Genomic DNA, 17,285 nt, shown 5'->3' on the forward strand with positions numbered 1-17,285 from the left:
TTTTGAGCCAAAATTCTCATGAAACTACTGCTCGATCGAACCCTCGATCGATTTATGAATGATGTGCGCTCGCTATATAAACAAAGGCGATCGCATCTTTGGCCACCTTAACCAATTCAAAATAGTCAGCCCTAGTCCCGCCCCAACCCTGAGCGCGATTGTCCGGTTCGTTGTGAATTTCCCCATCATCAACGCGGTAATCATTGCGAACATTCAGCCAATAAACCGTAGCAAAAACGTGTTCCCACCACTCATTCCAATCTTCTCCTGTGCACGGGGGATTCAGTTCAGGGTAAGCGCATCTCAAACGCTATTGACAAGGGGATTTAGAGGCATCATCATGTTGGGTGGAATAAACAAGCAGCAAGAATAGTCAGCATATACTTATTATCCATTGCAGCTCGATTGGATTTTTGCTGATTGCTACGCCGAAAAGATTGCTCTCGGTTTAAAGCATTAAAAGCTATCCGTCCTAATAATGACAGATTCAGAAGTGTTGAAATTGAATAAATAAGTAATAAAAATAGCCCGAAATATGTTAAGTTGGGGCTAAAGATAAAAATATATAGCGAACGCAAATCATTAGTAAATTAATTAAGAGTTTAATCGAGCAGCAGTTCCATTGAGTGTTGGTTCAAACCTACCAAATTTGTGTAACTTTAGAAAGTCAAAGCTTTGTGACTGTATGGTAAAATTGAAGAACCATTTAACCAAGGCATTCATAACTGAGCCGATTCCCAAACTTTCTCACCCAAGTCTTGGCATGAAGCCAAATATCTTCGACTTGATTCTGCAGGCGGAGCATTGGGAGCAAACAGGACACAAGTTAAAGGCCATTCATCCCCCTCTTTGCCTTGATTAATTTCTTCTAGGTAAGCTTTCATCTCTTTATATTTGTGATAGCTAGCTCCCTCCCAAATAATTAAATGTCTGGCTTCGGGATTTAAAGATTGTAAATCTTTTAAGAAAGCCACTGTATTCTCAGAATTTGCCGTTGCATATTCTCGCAAAACAAACTGTTTGGTTAAATAATTTACTGCGCCATAATAAGGAATGAAAAATAAATAACTTGATGTATTTTCGGATATAATGAAAAACAGCCCTCGGTCGCAATTTTCACCAAAAGTGAGAGAAACTTGCTTTCTTATTTTTCTATCTTACCACCCTACCTTACCTTTAAATCTATGTTTTATTCTAGTTCACTTGAGTCAGAAATGAAGAAACTTTATAACTCTTTATCATACATAAAAGGATAAAAGAAGGTATGCAGCGATAGAAGCCCAAAAACAGGGAGGGGGTGGAATTAGCTATATAATGCAACTTTTCGGCTGCAGTCGAAATACTATTGTTCAGGGAATTGAGGATTTAGAAAAAATGGATGAAACGACTATCGATAATTTAAGAATCAAAAAAAGGAGGAGGCAGAAAAAGTATTTTATATACTCAGAGCGGCATTGATGAAGCCTTTTTATAACTCTGAAAATTTAAGACAGCGAGAGACCCAATGAATGAGTTGATTAAATGGACTAATTGGACGCATAAAGAAATAGCTTTGGGACTGAATTCTGCCGGATTTATTGTCAGTCTTCCTCTAACAAGTAACCTCTTAAAAAAGCATAGATGGGTCAATCAACAAGCACAAAAAAAGCAAACGATAGGAACTAATAAAAATCGTAATTCTCAAATTGAAAATATTGCAAGGCTCGACACACAGTATAGAAAAGCAGGTAATCCCATTATTAGTTTTGATACCAAAAAGAAAGAATTTTTAGGGAATTTGTATCGTCCCGGTACTCTTTATACAACCGAACCTGTCATTACTTTAGACCATGATTGTTGGAGTTTAGGTTGTGGAAAAGTGATTCCACATGGAATTTACGATTGCCCAAAAAATCGAGGATATGTAACATTAGGTAACAGTAAAGATGCCAGTGAATTTGCTTGTGAATCCATCAAACACTGGTGGAATAATTAGGGAAAAGCCGCCTATCCTCATGCCAATTCGATTATAGCTAAGTGTGATGGTGGCGGTAGCAATAATGCTAATCATTATATCTTTAAGCAAGATTTACAAAAGTTAGTAGATGAAATTGGAATTGAGATCAGAATAGCTCATTACCCTCCGTATACATCTAAATACAATCCCATTGAACATCGACTCTTCCCTCATATAGCCAGAGCCGGTCAAGGAGTGATTTTTACAAGTGTAAATTTAGTCAAAAGTCTCATGTAAAAAACTCACACTAACAAGGGTCTATCTGTAGTTGTAAATGTGGTAGATAAAATCTATGAAATTGGTCTAAAGGTGACTGATGATTTTAAAAAAAATCTGAAAATAGTTTTTGATGAATATTTACCCAAATGGAATGTGCAACATCTCAGTTACATCATACCTCATCTTTATGAGAAAGGTTATATGTCATAATCTCCGTTGAGGATTTTTCCTTTGAATTTTTGATATACTTGTTGATTGAAGTGCTCAGAAATTGAGTAAGTCAAGGCATGATAAATAGGTCAATTTATTCGCCCGCTTGCGGGAAGCTTTTCGAGGACTATTTTATAATATTGCTTGGCTAACTTTCCTTCTTCGAGGTAGATGGCTTTTTCATATTCTGGGTGTTTTTCAAGGGCGGGTTTATTTCTAATATGGGTAACGAGTGTTGCATTAACTAAATTGTTTATTTCCTGAAATAATTATATTCCACCAAAGGTACTGATGCCCCGTCAGGATTGCACGGTTCGACACTTAGTAAAACTTTTAATCTTTTATTACTCCTTTGTTTACTACTGAGGGATACATTTTCTGGGACGTTACCTCTAATTCTAGCTGGCTGAATTAATAGAGTTGGTGGTTTTGTATTCTATTAGCTTGCTCTGCTGCCCCAGCAATCGGCGCTGGTGAAACTGGATTTGACCTTGTAGCTGGGGAAATTTGGCTAATACACATGACAAAGCGTAGATGGATGCGTCTTTAGTTGTGAGATCCCGATGCTTTATATAATAGTTATAGGTGCGATAGGTTGCTAAGAGGTAGCCACTCAATAGTAACAAGCTCAAGCCTTTTGTCGGCCATGTCATGGCCAAGGCTAGCGCTGGCAAGACTAAGCCCCAAAACCAGGTGCTGCGCGTTTCTTTGACCCAATGGCGCTCTGGTTCGGTTCCGTGCATCCAGGAACCTTCGGCATAGGCGTGACCCGCTCTTTGAGCCCGCTTCCACCACTGAGCGAAACTGGTCATTTGCGCGTCGTGCAGGGTCATTTCTGCGTCTAAACGAAGAATTTTCCAACCTTTTTGGCGAAGCCGCAAGCACAGTTCGGGTTCTTCGCCGGCTATTAGTGCGGGATTGAAACCTTCGACTTGCTCAAATGCGGTGGTGCGCATCATGGAGTCGCCACCGCAGGCTTTGGTTTCGCCGATGGGGGTATCCCACTCGATGTCGCACAATTGGTTGTAGATGCTGGCTTGGGGGTATCGTTCGCGCCTGCGCCCGCATACTGCTGCTACGTCTGGTTTGGCTGCGAGTTCGCTGTAGGCCCGATCGAGCCATCCATCAACTACTTCGCAGTCACCGTCCACAAATTGGACAAATTCGATATCGGGCGCTAGTTCCAGCAAGCGGGCAAAGCCTTCGTTTCTGGCGCGTGCTGCGGTAAACGGTATAGATAAGTCTAGTTCTACTGTATCGGCCCCGATCGAGCGGGCTAACTCTAGGCTACCGTCTGTTGAGCCGGAATCGACATAGACGACGCGAGCAACTTTGTCTGTGGCCGAGACTAGGCATTGGCGAAGGCGCTGGCCTTCGTTTCGTCCGATCGCTACTAATCCAATTTGTTTCAAGGTTTACCTCTTGAATTTTACGCCTAATAAAATTTTACAGCAGATGGCAAGTAAATAGAGTACACTTAATATTAGTATATTAATTGCAGCCATGAAACCATTACCGATCGAACTCCCTTAAAAAAGTAGTCAAACCTTATGGGTAGTAATGCACAGTAATCGTTTAATATTAAATTAACATAAATTTCAGATGTAAAAGTATGGAATGTCCTAATTGTCAAAGCAATTTTTTTATTAAAAATGGAAAGACTTATTAGGAAAAACAGAGATTTAATTTAAATGTAAAAATTGTAGTAGTCAATTTATTGAAGATTCTCAATATAAGCAGATTTCACCTTCTTACTAAAGCCTTAATTGAGCGACGGATTTTAGAAAATATTTCTTGAGCCGGAATTGCTAGAGCTACCGGGGTATCCATTCGATGGATTCAGCATTATGTAAATAAAAAGTAGGCCGAAATTTCCCAAGAAATTTTGGTGATAAAAAAAACCTAAAGGTCAGTTGATTTTACAGCTAGATGAAATGTGGTCATTTGTCAAAAACAAGCGGAAAAAGCAATGCCTCTGGATAGCTTTAGATCTAAAATACCCGTGAAATTGTTGGAGTTTATATTAGAGACCGTTCAAAAAAATCTGCTCCCAATGCTCTAGCAATCTTTGAGGATGTTTTAAAAGGGTCGTTTGACTTCAGAGTTGGCACAAAGCAGCATCTAAGTATGAGCTGAAACCTTGATTTATTGATTGTCTCAGTTAAGCCCAATCAGAAGGGCTAAATTATACCTGACCGGACTTTTAAAACATCTTCTTCACCTCCTGTCTATAAACAATGTGCTGTTTGCTATACTGATTTTTGGGATTGTTATTCACAAGTGCTACCTTTTAAAAGACATCTACCTGTAGGTAAAGAATTGGGAAAAACCAGTTATATTGAAAGACTTAATAATACTTTACAGCAGCGAACTTCTCGTTTGGTTCGTAAAACCTTGTCTTTCTCAAAAAAACTGTTTGCACCATATTGGGGAAATCTTTAACTTGGTACATCACTATAATTAGTGCCTAAGAAAACGATATCATTACTGTGCATGACTACCGATTTTTAAATCCCACATTTTAGCTGTTGGCAACCAATCCACTTTTTTTCAATTTTTACTACTTGAGTTCAAGTCCTGAGTATTTCTTGTAATTTAATAAAAATCGAGCTAATTTGCTGTTTTTTCTGCAATTTCTATAATTTTTATTATACTTTCGGGGTCTTTTTTTTCTATTATTTTGGCGGGAATTCCGACTGCGGTTGTACCTGGTGGCACGTCACAAATCACCACAGCATTAGCACCAATCAAAGCATGATCGCCGATCGTTACGGAGCGAATAATTTTTGCTCCTGCACCGATATCGACGTGACCGCCGATTTTGACATCCGCAACAATTGTCACCTGTTGAAGAATCAGACAGTTAGGGCCAATGGAAGCATTGGGATGAATGACAATGCCATTAGGATGAGGCAGCACCAGTCCTCCTTGTATTTGGCAGTTTAAAGGGATGTCTGTTGCAGTTACCACGCTCCAAAATCGATGCTGGATAACGTTCCAACGGCATAAAATATATCCCGCAATTCCACCCTGCTTCTGCCACTTTTGATAGTTGCGGATAGATTTAAGCAGTTGGCAACTGGGTTCCCACCACTGGCTAGATTTTTCGCGGCTCCAGTCTGCTTCTGTAGCAGAAATGATTGGCTTAGTGATTGACTCAACCATTGTTTGTGCAGTGTTTTAATGATATAGACAATTGTGCCTATTATAGCAATCCTAAATCATTTGTGAATTCTTACTCCCTCCCCTTGGGTTCGGGGAGGGTTGGGGTGGGGTAAAAAATTTACGACTCCTGCAAGGATTGCTATAGTGCAATTTACCTTAAGAAGAATCTCTAACTTGGGTAGGGAGATTGCTGGAATTGGGCCACAGTTGGAGTGGATGTGTTGCCGTAGAAGTGGCACACTCGTAACTTTACGAGCTCGGGTTCAATTTCGGGGTCGAAGCTGCCCTCGCGGCTGTTAATCAAATCGACCCAGGGCAGACTTTGAGTTTCGGCTTGCAATTTCTTCACTAAGTCTTCGAGGCGGCCTATCGGTCTGGCGGGGACGCCGGCGACTATATCGCCCTCGGCGACATCTTTGGTGACGACGGCACCGGCTGCTAGGATCGCATTTGAGCCGATAGTGACGTTGCGAAGGACGATCGCATTTAAGCCGATAAATAGGTTGTCCCGGATGTTTATCTTGCCTACGGCATCTACTTTAACGTTGTAAGCCTGGTCCAGCATGGCGATCGAGCCATCGTGGCCGATGAGGGTACCATATGAGAAGTGAACATTGTTGCCGATGCAGACGTAGGCGGGATCTCCAAAGACGGTATTGGGCCAGATGCTGCAATTTTCGCCGATCGCGTACAAGTTGCCGTGGGGGCGGAGAAATTCTGTGTATTCTTTGGCACAGAGGTTACATAATTGGACGTAAAGGGCACGGAACTTGCCATAACGCATGGCAAGATGGCGGATAATTTTTTGCAATGTTGATCTAAGCATTTTCCTGGTTTTTCCTAGATTGAAGAATCTTGGCAGGAATACCAACAGCAGTTTGACCTGCTGGAATGTCGGATAAAACTACAGCATTGGCACCGATATTTACGTCGTCTCCCAAGTTTACTTTTCCGAGGATTTTTGCACCAGCGCCGACGTTAACCCGATCGCCCAATTGAGGGGATTCTAGCGGTTTGTCCAAATAGCGGTTTCCCAACGTTACACCTTGCCGGATAATGCAGTCGTCACCGATCGTACAATATCCGTGAATAATAATAGCGTTTTGATGTTCAATCACCACGCGACGACCGAGCTTCACAGTGTAAGGCAAGTCTATCCCGTAACTATTGCGGACTTTTCGGTAGAGTGCTCGATAAATAATGCTCAAAGGAGCTCGCAGTAATTTCGGTTCTACCTGCATTCTCCAGACGCCAAAACGCTGCACTGCTACGGCGCGAAATCCCGGTTTTGTCCAATCTCGACCATGAGCAATCCAGTCTTCTTTAATTTGCTGCCACAGTCCCAGGTCGGGGTCTTCTACTTGATTTTCACTGGTGATTAAGTTTTGCTCAGTTACCATAAGCTCTAATTCACACTATTTATTGTTTACTCTCTTGCTAGATCCCGACGATATTAATGGGTCTATCAGGTTTTTGAGGAAGGAGCAATCCGGTTTTATCGACCGAGACTACTAATTTCTCGGCTGCATCATAAAATATTTTGCTTGCCTAGGTTAACGTCGTTTAGTTGGCTTTGACCGATTTACCAACTTCCTTTAAAAGTTTTTGGATTTTTCAATCTTACCCCCCTTAAAAAATACACTATTTAATACAAAATCCCTCAGTAATTGTGGTGGATCGCCATCGGGTTTGCCTTGAAGTACGCGGCGCACCCTCCAGGCTGCAAAACCCGAAGCCCAGGATACGTCAGTTAATGCTGTGTAAACTAAGCCGTAGTTTTTGATAAAGTACCTACGCCGGGAATCAAACCAATAGGTAGGCAGCCGCTTGGCGGGCTTTTTGGTGTCAGTGACGCCTGAGCTTTGGCCGACTAAGTGCACAACGCGACTTTCGGGTACGTACCAGCAACTCCAGCCAGCTTTGTTCGCTTGTAGACAAAAGTCCATTTCTTCGCAGTACATGAAATAAGCTTCATCCATCAAGCCAATTTTTTCAAATACTTCGCGACGGACGATCATGCTGGCTCCAGCTACCCAATCAGTTTGACAGGTTTCTTGGGAAATGGGAGGCGCTGCGGCCCAGTTGGCTAATAACTTGGATATAAAGCCTGTCCGCCAACCAAAATCGAGTTCCGTCAAGATGTTGTGAAACCGAAAAGCTGACTCCTGGGGCGTGCCGTCGGGGTCTTCCAAGCGGCTGCCTGCGATGCCGGCTTCGGGATGAGTGTCCATGAAATCGACGAGGGCTTTTAAGGCACCGGGGCGAACTATGGTGTCTGGGTTGAGCAGCAGGAAGTAAGGGGGGGGATTGGTGGATTGGAGGGCGGGACGGATCAGGGCGTTGTTGCCGAAGGCAAATCCGCCGTTGCGGTCTAGGGGAACGAACGATGCCCATTCATTCCAGCCTTCTGAGGCGATCGCACTACTAATTTCTTCGACGGAGCGATCGCCTGAAGCATTGTCGCCAACTACAACTCGCATACCAGGCAGCGATTGCACTTCGCTAACTAGAGAGCGCAAGCAGTCAATTGTCAAACTAGAGGTTCGGTAGTTAACAATGACAACCAGCAGTGGATAGGGGTGATTGGACTCGCTGGCCTTCGACATAAGTACCGTTGTTTGTTTAACAACTTTTTAGCTCAAGTTGTACCCATCTGGCAAGCTGGAGCGATCGCTAATAGTATTTTTATTTGTTTGGGTGAGGGAGACTGTTTTTTGGGCCATATTTCCGAAGTCTCGCCGCTCTGGATCAAAGTCGATACTGCCTGTAGGCTTGACTGGCGGCTCGGTGCAGTAGCGAATGCCGGTAAACTAACCCCTTAGCGTCATCGGAATAGCCCCCGCCAATCACGCAGGCAACGGGATAGCCGCCAGCCAAACAGGCGGTCAAAACTTGCATTTCCCGGCGAAATAACCCCGTATCAGTTAAAGCTAATTTTCCCAGTTTGTCAGCGTGATGAGGGTCTACTCCAGCATCGTACAAAACTAAATCTGGCTTGACATTTGACAGCAAATCTGGTAAAAATTTATCCAATGTTTGTAAATATTCGTCGTCCTCCATACCCACAGGCAAAGGTACATCTAAATCGCCCTTTTGTTTAGTGCCGGGAAAATTGACTTCGCAGTGCATCGAGAAAGTAAAAACGCTACTGTCATCTTGGAATATTACGGCGGTTCCGTCTCCTTGGTGGACATCTAAATCGACAATTAAAACTTTGCGAACTAAACCATTTTTTTGCAATACGCGAGAGGCGATCGCCAAATCATTAAAAATACAAAAACCAGACCCAAAAGCCGGGAAGGCGTGATGAGTTCCGCCCGCAGTATTGCAAGCCAAACCGTAGTCTAAAGCTAGCTTTGCAGTTAGTACAGTTCCTGCAACCGCAGTGCAAGTGCGATTAGCCAGAGCCCGACTCCAAGGCAGACCAATTCGCCGCTGAGCTTTGTTATCGAGCGTCCCGTTGCAGTAAGCTTGAACATAGGAGTGGTCATGGACTAATTCAATCCATTCTTGAGGGGGAAGTTCGGGAGCGTGAAATTGCGATTTATCTGCTACCCCGTCCGCGAGCAGCATCTGGTAAAGCATCCGAAACTTGGCCATCGGGAAGCGGTGAGCCGGTGGCAGAGGTGCAACGTAATCTTCGTGGTAAATAATTGGTAAGTCCATTAAAATTATTGTATAACGAATGAATCTCCTATTGAAAGCCTGCAATCTCAAATCTAAATTCGCTGGAGAACCTGTATATGCAACAACTAAAAACAGTCTGGCAGTCCGGCAGCACCGACCCCGAAAATGCTGACAATCTCGATAATATTAGTCAATGGTGGACAAACCTCAACGGCAAAGAAATTAGCTGGGTACAGCGACTGATTCCGCAAATCGGCGGTTTGAGCGAAATTCACTGGCACCCCCAGCGTTTTGACGAAACATTTGTGATAGTCAATCCTGAAATTCGGGAGGAAACTCTCTATTGGTACAAACCCGATTCTCCTGTCCAACGTAACAACACTGTTGACAAATTAGAACTTGACAACTTGCAACAGCAATTGTACATCTATCCTCAGTTGGAAGCGGAACTGGTAATTCGCGTAGGAATTCCAGAAGTTAAATATCAAACGCTTGAATTAAACAATCCCGAAATCGCCTTGGGCGAAGATAATCTGCTGCTGCTGTGGGAATCTGACCAAGAACTAGAAATTAAAATTTACTTTAGCAGTGAAAATATTGCTAAACTTAAGGAATTGTTGGCCTAGAAAAGACCAAGAAAATAGTTTATATGGTAGGCTTTGGGTGCGGGGTTGATTGCTATATACTCTGAGTCACCTATAAATATCTTAAGACTGAGAGGCGGGTGGGTCACAACCGAGGTTTTTCACAGCCATACTTTGTGGCAGCGAAAAGAGTAAAAAAAACGGTTTCTTCCCCTCGCGGTATGTCCAGGTGTTTATCTCTGCTAAAACCCTTTGAATGTGGCAGAAGAATGTCCAGAAACTTGCCTTATCCTCCTGGGACTTTTAATGCTAAAGTCAAGCAAAAAACTGTCCTGGGCGCATCAACCGGGTTGAACGAAAATACTTTGTCATAGCCCTTGAACAAAGTTAAAAAACCCGCTTGCTTTGGTCTGGAGTGTCCAAGGGATGATTGTTTTTCGGCAGACTTAATTTGTACAGCAAATAAGGCGATTTGTTTTGACAATAAAATGTGGTTAAGTACGGTTAATTTCAGTGACAACTTAAGACAAGCAACCAATAAATCTAAAAAATAGAAGGTGCGTTAATTAATGGCTACTATCTAAAGTTAATGTTCTATTTGCTGAGTTTGAAAAAATTTAATAAATAATGATGATCGGAAGGAATCGCTAAATTTATTAAATCATCAATCTGCTTCTAGCACTAAAAAATTTACAATGCTCCGACAAAAAATGATATTTGACAAAGAAAATATTCACATTTTAATTATTGATGATCAGCCCCACAACCTGCGGTTTATATCAAACATACTAACGAAGGAAGGGTATAAAGTTCAGCGGGCTATTTCTGGAGAAATGGCGGTTAATGCTAATTTAACCGTTCTCCCCGACTTGATTTTGCTAGATATTGCCATGCCCAAAATGAACGGATATGAAGTCTGTGCCAGACTGAAATCCAACGAGAAAATGAGGGAAATTCCGGTTATTTTTTTGAGTGTTTTTGACGAAACTTTTCACAAAGTCAAAGCTTTTGAAGTCGGCGGTGTTGACTACATTACTAAGCCTTTTCAAGTGGAAGAAGTTTTAGTACGGATCGAAAGTCAATTGACTATACAACAGCTATCAAAACAATTAAAACAGCAGAATGCCCAACTGCAACAAGAGGTAGAATTTCGCAAGCGAACAGAACAATCACTCCGGGAAAGCAAAGCGCGGTTGCAGAAATTGGCGGTCAATATACCGGGAGTTCTTTATCAATTTATCAACAAGCCCGATGGAAGTTTTAAGTTTGAATATATTAGTTATGCTTGTCGGGAGATTTACGAATTAGAGAGTGAGGAAATATTAAAAAATCCCGACTTTTGCTTTGAGCAAAATCATCCAGATGACCACGAATATCTGGTAAAACAAATTGCTACTAGCGCCCAAACTTTAGAACCTTTTGCCTGTGAATGGCGGATTGTTACACCGTCGGGTAAGCTCAAATGGCTGCAATCTAATTCTCGGCCCGAAATACGCGATAATGGCGATATTGTTTGGTATGGCGTACTTTTTGATATCACCGAGCGCAAGCACGCAGAAATAGAAATGGCAGGAGCTAAAGCTGCTTTAGAACGGCAAGTTCAGCGAGAATTGCTGATTGCAAAAATAACTCAAGAAATTCGCTCAAGCTTGCAGCCAGAACAAATATTTCACATAGCTGCAACTCAAATCGGTCTGGCATTCTGCGTCAATCGCTGTTTGATTCATACTTACGTTACTACTCCCCAAGTGGATATTCCTCTGGCAGCAGAGTATCTCGAACCGGAGTGCGAATCTATTCGGAACGTGCCTGTTCCAATTTGGGGCAATCCTCACGTCATACAAATGATGATACAAGATCGGGCGCTCGCCTCCCACAATGTTTATTCAGACCCTCTGTTGCAAGCTGTTCAACCGATTTGCCACAAACTTGGGTTGAAATCGATGCTGGCAATTCGCACTTCCTACCAAGGCAGGGCAAACGGCGCTATCGGCTTGCACCAGTGCGATCGTTACCGGGAATGGACTTCCGAGGAAATTGACTTATTAGAAGCTGTGGCGGCTCAAGTAGGGCTCGCTATCGCTCAAGCTAAACTGATCGAACGAGAAAAAAACCGAATTCAGCAGCTCGATCGGCAAAATAAAGTGCTGCAAGCAGAAATTCGCACCCGCGTCCGCGCCGAGCAAGCTCTGCAAGAATCGGAAACTGAATTGCGGGCGATTTTTGCCGCCATGACTGACACAGTTTTAGTGAGAAATGCAGAAGGCCGCTGCATCAAAATCGCCCCTACAGCATCAAAAAATTTGGTGAAACCTCCCAGCGAAATGATTAATAAAACCGCCCACGAAGTCTTGCCAAAACCTATAGCAGATTTAGTATTAAATGCCATCCAACAAGCTTTAAAATCGAAGCAAACTATCAATGTTGAATATAGCTTTAAAGTCGGAGAGCGCGACGTTTGCCTCGATGCTAAAGTTTCTCCGCTGACTCCAGATTCAGTGATTATCGTGGCGCGAGATATTAGCGTTCGCAAACAAACAGAATCCGCACTCAGAGAAAGCCAACACTTCATTCAAGCGATCGCCGATTCCAATCCCAACCTATTGTACGTTTACGATGTAATTGAACAGCGGAATGTTTACACCAACCGACAAATTTCGACGCTACTCGGATACACAGCCCAAGAAATACAAGATATGGGTACAGCAATGATGCCAATTCTACTCCACTCCGACGATTTGCCAGACTTTTTTGAAAGCGTCCAAAAAGTAGATCAAGCCAAAGACGGTGAGGTCATTGAATGTCAATACCGCATGAAACACAAAAACGGTGAATGGCGATGGATGCACAGTTGGGATACAGTATTTCTCAGAACAGCCGATGGTAAACCCAAACAAATTCTCGCCACTGCTAATGACATCACAGACCGCAAATTAGCCGAAGAGAAACTGCTAGCGTCCCAACAAAGAATCTCATTTTTATTGCAGCAAACGCCGATCGCAGTTATCGAGTTAAACCTCAATTTAGAAATTATCACTTGGAATCCCGCCGCCGTGGCTATTTTTGGCTACAGTGAGCAAGAAGCGATGGGTCGAGTCGCCTCCGATTTGATCGTACCTGAAAGCTACCACCCGCAATTATCTGAGATTTTCAATCATGACTTGAATGCCAAATCCAGCGGCACTACCGAAAATCTGACTAAAGACGGCAGAATTATCATCTGCGAGTGGTACAATACTCAGCTAATTGACGATAACGGTACAGCAATCGGCATTGCTTTAATGGCTGTAGATATTACCGAACGCAAGCAAGCAGAAACCGAACTGCAAGAAAGTGCTTTACGACAAAGAGCGATCGCCCGCATCATTGAAAGAATGCGGCAAACTTTAGATATCCGAGAAATTTTTCACGCCACAACCCGAGAATTGCGCCAAACCATGAAGTGCGATCGAGTCGCTATTTACCGTTTCAATCCAGACTGGAGTGGCGAATTTGTAGCCGAATCCCTTGAGCGCAAGTGGGTTTCTTTCATCCAAGCACAGGAGACCGATTCTAACCTTACTGAAGGCGCTTTAGACAGTGAATTTTGCCTTGTCCAAAAATTGGATAGTGTGTCACCAGAAGTCCACGATACCTATTTGCAACAAACCCAAGGCGGAGCCTACAGCCGAGGTAAAACTTACCTTTGTGTCCCAGATATTTACAAGCAAGGTTTCGATAATTGTTACATCCAATTGCTAGAAAAATTTCAAGCTAAATCCTACATTATTGTACCAATTTTCTCTGGCAAAAAGCTCTGGGGATTACTAGCATCCTATCAAAATTCTGCTCCCCGCCAGTGGAGTGAAGCCGAAATCAACGTTGCAGTTGATGTAGGTACTCAGCTAGGAGTAGCATTACAGCAAGCGGAATTGCTCGCCCGCACTCAAAGGCAGTCGATGGAACTCATTAAATCCAAAGAAAACGCTGAAGTTGCCAACCGCGCCAAAAGCCAATTTCTAGCTTCCATGAGCCACGAACTCCGCACACCTCTCAATGCCATTCTCGGTTTTTCCCAAGTGATGGCCCGCAACAGTTCTATCACGCAAGAACAAAAAGAATACATAGAAATTATTAACCGCAGCGGCGAACATTTGCTGGAACTCATTAATGATGTTTTGTCAATGTCCAAAATAGAAGCAGGTCAAATTACCATCAATCCCAGCCGCTTCAATCTCTACAACCTTCTCAACAGTCTCAAAGAAATGCTGCAACTAAAAGCTAACTCAAAAGGTTTGCATCTAATCTTTGAAAATGCCGAGGATTTGCCGCAGTACATTCAAACAGACGAAGCTAAATTGCGGCAAGTTTTAATTAACCTGGTCGGCAATGCGATTAAATTTACTCAGCATGGAACCGTTACTTTGCGCGTCAGCAGCCAAGCTGAAAAAGACCCCACAGAAGAAAACAAATCCCAATTGTATTTTGAAATTGCCGACACGGGTCCCGGCATTTCTTCCTTGGAACTTTCTACATTATTTAAGCCATTTGTACAAACCGAAACTGGTCGAAAATCCATGCAGGGAACGGGTCTGGGATTGCCTATCAGCCAACAGTTTGTCCGAATTATGGGAGGTGATATTGCTGTTGAAAGTCAACTCGGTCAAGGCACAACTTTCAGCTTTAATATCTGGGTTAACTTAGTAACAGAAAGTGATGAACAAGAAAAACCGCCGATTAAACAAGTTATTGGTTTAGAAGCCGGACAAGACATTTATCGGATATTAATAGTTGAAGATGTAGCGGAAAATCGCCAACTGCTGGTTAAGCTGCTGATACCTCTGGGATTTGAAGTCCGGGAAGCAACTAACGGTCAAGAAGCAATTGCTTTGCATTCAACTTGGAAGCCGCACTTGATATTAATGGATATGCTGATGCCCGTGATGGATGGGTATGAAGCGACAAGAGAGATTAAGAAAACTCTCGAAGGAAAAGAAACAATAATTATTGCTTTGACGGCTAGTGCTTTTGACGAGCAGCGGCAAATAATTTTGTCTGCTGGTTGTAACGATTTGATATGTAAACCGTTTCGGGAAGAGGTACTCTTTGAAAAGATAGCGCATCATCTCAACCTGCGTTATATTTATGAGAAAGAAAACTTATCTACTTCTTTTTCAACACCGACGCTGCTTAAAAATTTGACCACCCAGGATTTGAGTGTAATGCCCACAGACTGGGTGGTCGAGTTGCACCGAGCAGCACTTTGTGTTGATGACAACCGGATCCTCGAACTGATCAAGAAAATTCCCGAAACTGAGGCAAATCTCGCTAACGCTTTAACAGATTTAGTCGATAATTTTCGGATAGATATCATTATCGATTTAACTCAATTATATTATGATGAACTACCATCCATTACCAGCGACTCCTAAAGACATTCTGATCGTTGACGATATGCCGGATAATTTGCGACTTTTATCCACTATGCTGACATCTTACGGGTATCATGTCAGGAAGGCTATTAACGGACACTTGGCTTTGCAAGGGGCACAAATATCTCCTCCAGATCTAATTTTACTAGATATTAATATGCCGCAAATGAACGGGTATGAAGTTTGTGAGCAGTTAAAGTTAAGCGAAAAAACTCAAGATATTCCGGTAATTTTTATTAGTGCGCTAGATGACGTGCTGGAAAAAGTTAAAGCTTTTCAAGTAGGAGGAGTAGATTATATTACTAAACCGTTTCAAGTAGAAGAAGTTTTAGCCCGCGTCCAAAACCAACTTTCCCTTCGTTCGCTGCAATCCAAACTACAACTGCAAGCTAGGGAACTGCACGATCGCAATTCTAGATTACAGGAAGAAATCGCAGAACGGCAGCGGGCTGAAGAATCAATCCGGTTTTTGCTGGAAACTACGCGGGCGATCGGCGAAGCTGTAGACTTTCACTCAGCTTTAGAAGTAATTTTGCACCAAGTTGGGGAAACAATCGGATGGGATGTAGGAGAAGCTTGGATTCCCGATGCAGAAGGAACTGTGCTGCAATCTGCCCGGGGTTGGTATGCGAGCAACCCGAGGATGGAATCGTTCCGCAGGCAAAGCGAAAAACTGACATTTGCTATGAATATAGGGCTACCCGGACGAGTTTGGGAATCCAAGCAACCGGAATGGGTAGAAGATATTTCCCGGGGCTACCCCCATTTTCTCCGAAGTCAGATAGCACTAGAGCTTGGATTCAAAGCTGGTTTTGGCGTACCGATTTTGGTAGGCGATGAAGTATTGGCAGTGCTAGTTTTCTTTAAAATTTCGTCTTGTCGGAAAGACGCGCGATTTATAGACGTTTTTAATGCAGTCGGCACTCAATTAGGTTCTTTAATTCAGCGCAAACAAGCAGAAGAATTGCTGCGTATTGCCCAAGAAAAATATCACAGCATTGTAGAAAATGCGATGGAAGGCATTTTTCAAAGCACGCCTTCAGGAGGCTATATCAGCGCTAATCCAGCTTTAGCAAAATTGTACGGTTACGACTCCCCAGAAGAACTGATGTCCGAAATTAAAAATATTGCTCAGCAACTGTACGTTGACCCGGAACGCCGCCTCGAATTTGTGGCTGCTATGGATGCTGAAAATGCTGTTTCGGGGTTTGAATCTATGGTATGTCGCAAAGACGGGCGCCGGATTTGGGTGTCAGAAAATGTTCGGGCTGTTCGAGATGCAAAAGGTGAGCTGCTTTACTATGAGGGTACTGTTTCTGACATTACCGAGCGCAAATTAGCTCAAGAAGCGCTAAAAGTTCAACAAGAACAAAGCGAGAAGTTGCTGTTAAATATTTTACCCAAACCAATCGCAGAACGCTTGAAGGCAGAGCAAAGCACGATCGCCGACAGTTTTGCCCAAGTAAGTGTTTTATTTGCTGATATTGTTGGCTTTACTGAGTTGTCTGCTAGAATGTCTCCCACCGAGTTGGTAAAGCGCTTGAACGTAATTTTTTCGCACTTCGACCAGTTAGCTGAAAAGTACGGTGTGGAGAAAATTAAGACTATTGGCGATGCTTACATGGTAGTCGGGGGGTTGCCTACGCCGAGACATGATCACGCCGAGGCGATCGCCCAAATGGCTTTGGGAATGCAGGCAAAAATAGCAAAGTTGTGCGCCGAGACAGGGGAAAAACTGGCAATTCGCGTCGGCATCAATTCCGGGCCGGTGGTTGCGGGAGTAATTGGTGTGAGCAAGTTTACCTATGATTTGTGGGGAGATACGGTGAATGTAGCGGCGAGGATGGAAGCTACGGGTTTTGCAGGCAGCATTCAAGTTACTGATGTTACTTATGAGCTTTTGAAAGATAAGTATTTGTTTGAGAGGCGAGGCGTAATTCCGGTAAAAGGTAAGGGCAATATGATGACTTATTGGTTGCTACAAAAAAAGTAAAAATTGGGAAGGAAGAAGGAAGAAGGAAGAAGGAGGAAGGAGGAAGAAAGAATGTTTATTTAACCTGATATCTTCCATCC

At 43.0% G+C, this 17,285-nt stretch carries 10 protein-coding genes and 3 pseudogenes; 5 read left to right on the forward strand and 8 right to left on the reverse strand.

The window, feature by feature from the left end:
- Positions 1 to 52 precede the first annotated feature (52 nt).
- Positions 53 to 307 carry a hypothetical protein gene (locus QUA42_RS25370; protein ID WP_333141156.1) on the reverse strand — a complete coding sequence of 85 codons (255 nt, stop codon included), beginning with the start codon at positions 305 to 307 and terminating at the stop codon, positions 53 to 55.
- 287 nt (positions 308 to 594) lie between these two features.
- Positions 595 to 1,049: pseudogene (locus QUA42_RS25375) on the reverse strand (transposase); the annotation flags it as partial.
- A 455-nt stretch (positions 1,050 to 1,504) separates the two neighbouring features.
- Between QUA42_RS25375 and QUA42_RS25380 the strand changes: the two are divergent.
- A pseudogene (locus QUA42_RS25380) lies at positions 1,505 to 2,425 on the forward strand (ISAzo13 family transposase).
- A 398-nt stretch (positions 2,426 to 2,823) separates the two neighbouring features.
- Here QUA42_RS25380 and QUA42_RS25385 read toward each other — a convergent pair.
- Positions 2,824 to 3,837, reverse strand: coding sequence for a glycosyltransferase (locus QUA42_RS25385; protein WP_333141158.1), 1,014 nt, complete (start codon positions 3,835 to 3,837; stop codon positions 2,824 to 2,826).
- An 802-nt stretch (positions 3,838 to 4,639) separates the two neighbouring features.
- Here QUA42_RS25385 and QUA42_RS25390 point away from each other — a divergent pair.
- Positions 4,640 to 4,889 (forward strand): annotated as a pseudogene (locus QUA42_RS25390) (IS1 family transposase); the annotation flags it as partial.
- A gap of 146 nt (positions 4,890 to 5,035) precedes the next feature.
- Here QUA42_RS25390 and QUA42_RS25395 read toward each other — a convergent pair.
- The 5 genes from QUA42_RS25395 to QUA42_RS25415 all read right to left on the reverse strand — a co-directional run bounded on the left by QUA42_RS25395 (position 5,036) and on the right by QUA42_RS25415 (position 9,256).
- Positions 5,036 to 5,590, reverse strand: a complete 555-nt coding sequence (locus tag QUA42_RS25395) for a serine acetyltransferase (RefSeq protein ID WP_333141160.1) — start codon at positions 5,588 to 5,590, stop codon at positions 5,036 to 5,038.
- A 169-nt stretch (positions 5,591 to 5,759) separates the two neighbouring features.
- Positions 5,760 to 6,416, reverse strand: coding sequence for an acyltransferase (locus QUA42_RS25400; RefSeq protein ID WP_333141162.1), 657 nt, complete (start codon positions 6,414 to 6,416; stop codon positions 5,760 to 5,762).
- On the reverse strand, positions 6,409 to 6,990 hold the full coding sequence (locus QUA42_RS25405) for a serine acetyltransferase (protein WP_333141164.1): 582 nt from the start codon (positions 6,988 to 6,990) through the stop codon (positions 6,409 to 6,411). Before QUA42_RS25405 ends, QUA42_RS25400 begins: the two co-directional genes overlap by 8 nt.
- Positions 6,991 to 7,185: 195 nt before the next feature.
- Complete coding sequence (locus QUA42_RS25410; RefSeq protein WP_333141166.1) at positions 7,186 to 8,196, reverse strand: glycosyltransferase family 2 protein; 1,011 nt, start codon at positions 8,194 to 8,196, stop codon at positions 7,186 to 7,188.
- A 142-nt stretch (positions 8,197 to 8,338) separates the two neighbouring features.
- Positions 8,339 to 9,256: a histone deacetylase gene (locus QUA42_RS25415; RefSeq protein ID WP_333141168.1), complete on the reverse strand. Its 918-nt coding sequence runs from the start codon at positions 9,254 to 9,256 to the stop codon at positions 8,339 to 8,341.
- A 77-nt stretch (positions 9,257 to 9,333) separates the two neighbouring features.
- Here QUA42_RS25415 and QUA42_RS25420 point away from each other — a divergent pair, with 77 nt between their 5' ends.
- From QUA42_RS25420 to QUA42_RS25430, 3 genes are all read left to right on the forward strand, one after another.
- A complete protein-coding gene (locus QUA42_RS25420; protein WP_333141170.1) occupies positions 9,334 to 9,843 on the forward strand; it encodes a hypothetical protein in 510 nt (169 codons plus the stop codon).
- Between the two features lie 653 nt (positions 9,844 to 10,496).
- A complete protein-coding gene (locus QUA42_RS25425) occupies positions 10,497 to 15,212 on the forward strand; it encodes a response regulator (protein WP_333141172.1) in 4,716 nt (1,571 codons plus the stop codon).
- Entirely contained in the window at positions 15,178 to 17,205 is a 2,028-nt protein-coding gene (locus tag QUA42_RS25430) for an adenylate/guanylate cyclase domain-containing protein (RefSeq protein ID WP_333141174.1), read from the forward strand. The genes QUA42_RS25425 and QUA42_RS25430 overlap by 35 nt, the downstream gene beginning before the upstream one ends.
- Positions 17,206 to 17,285: the final 80 nt, after the last annotated feature.

The organism is Microcoleus sp. Pol11C2, from assembly GCF_036701505.1.
In the GTDB taxonomy this organism is placed as follows: Bacteria; Cyanobacteriota; Cyanobacteriia; order Cyanobacteriales; family Microcoleaceae; genus Microcoleus.

Coding starts and splice junctions, on each gene's coding strand:
- QUA42_RS25400 (WP_333141162.1), bottom strand. CDS start 6,416: ATGCTTAGATCAACATTGCAAAAAATTATCCGCCATCTTGCCATGCGT.
- QUA42_RS25395 (WP_333141160.1), bottom strand. CDS start 5,590: ATGGTTGAGTCAATCACTAAGCCAATCATTTCTGCTACAGAAGCAGAC.
- QUA42_RS25410 (WP_333141166.1), bottom strand. CDS start 8,196: ATGTCGAAGGCCAGCGAGTCCAATCACCCCTATCCACTGCTGGTTGTC.
- QUA42_RS25425 (WP_333141172.1), top strand. CDS start 10,497: ATGCTCCGACAAAAAATGATATTTGACAAAGAAAATATTCACATTTTA.
- QUA42_RS25430 (WP_333141174.1), top strand. CDS start 15,178: ATGATGAACTACCATCCATTACCAGCGACTCCTAAAGACATTCTGATC.
- QUA42_RS25420 (WP_333141170.1), top strand. CDS start 9,334: ATGCAACAACTAAAAACAGTCTGGCAGTCCGGCAGCACCGACCCCGAA.
- QUA42_RS25405 (WP_333141164.1), bottom strand. CDS start 6,990: ATGGTAACTGAGCAAAACTTAATCACCAGTGAAAATCAAGTAGAAGAC.
- QUA42_RS25415 (WP_333141168.1), bottom strand. CDS start 9,256: ATGGACTTACCAATTATTTACCACGAAGATTACGTTGCACCTCTGCCA.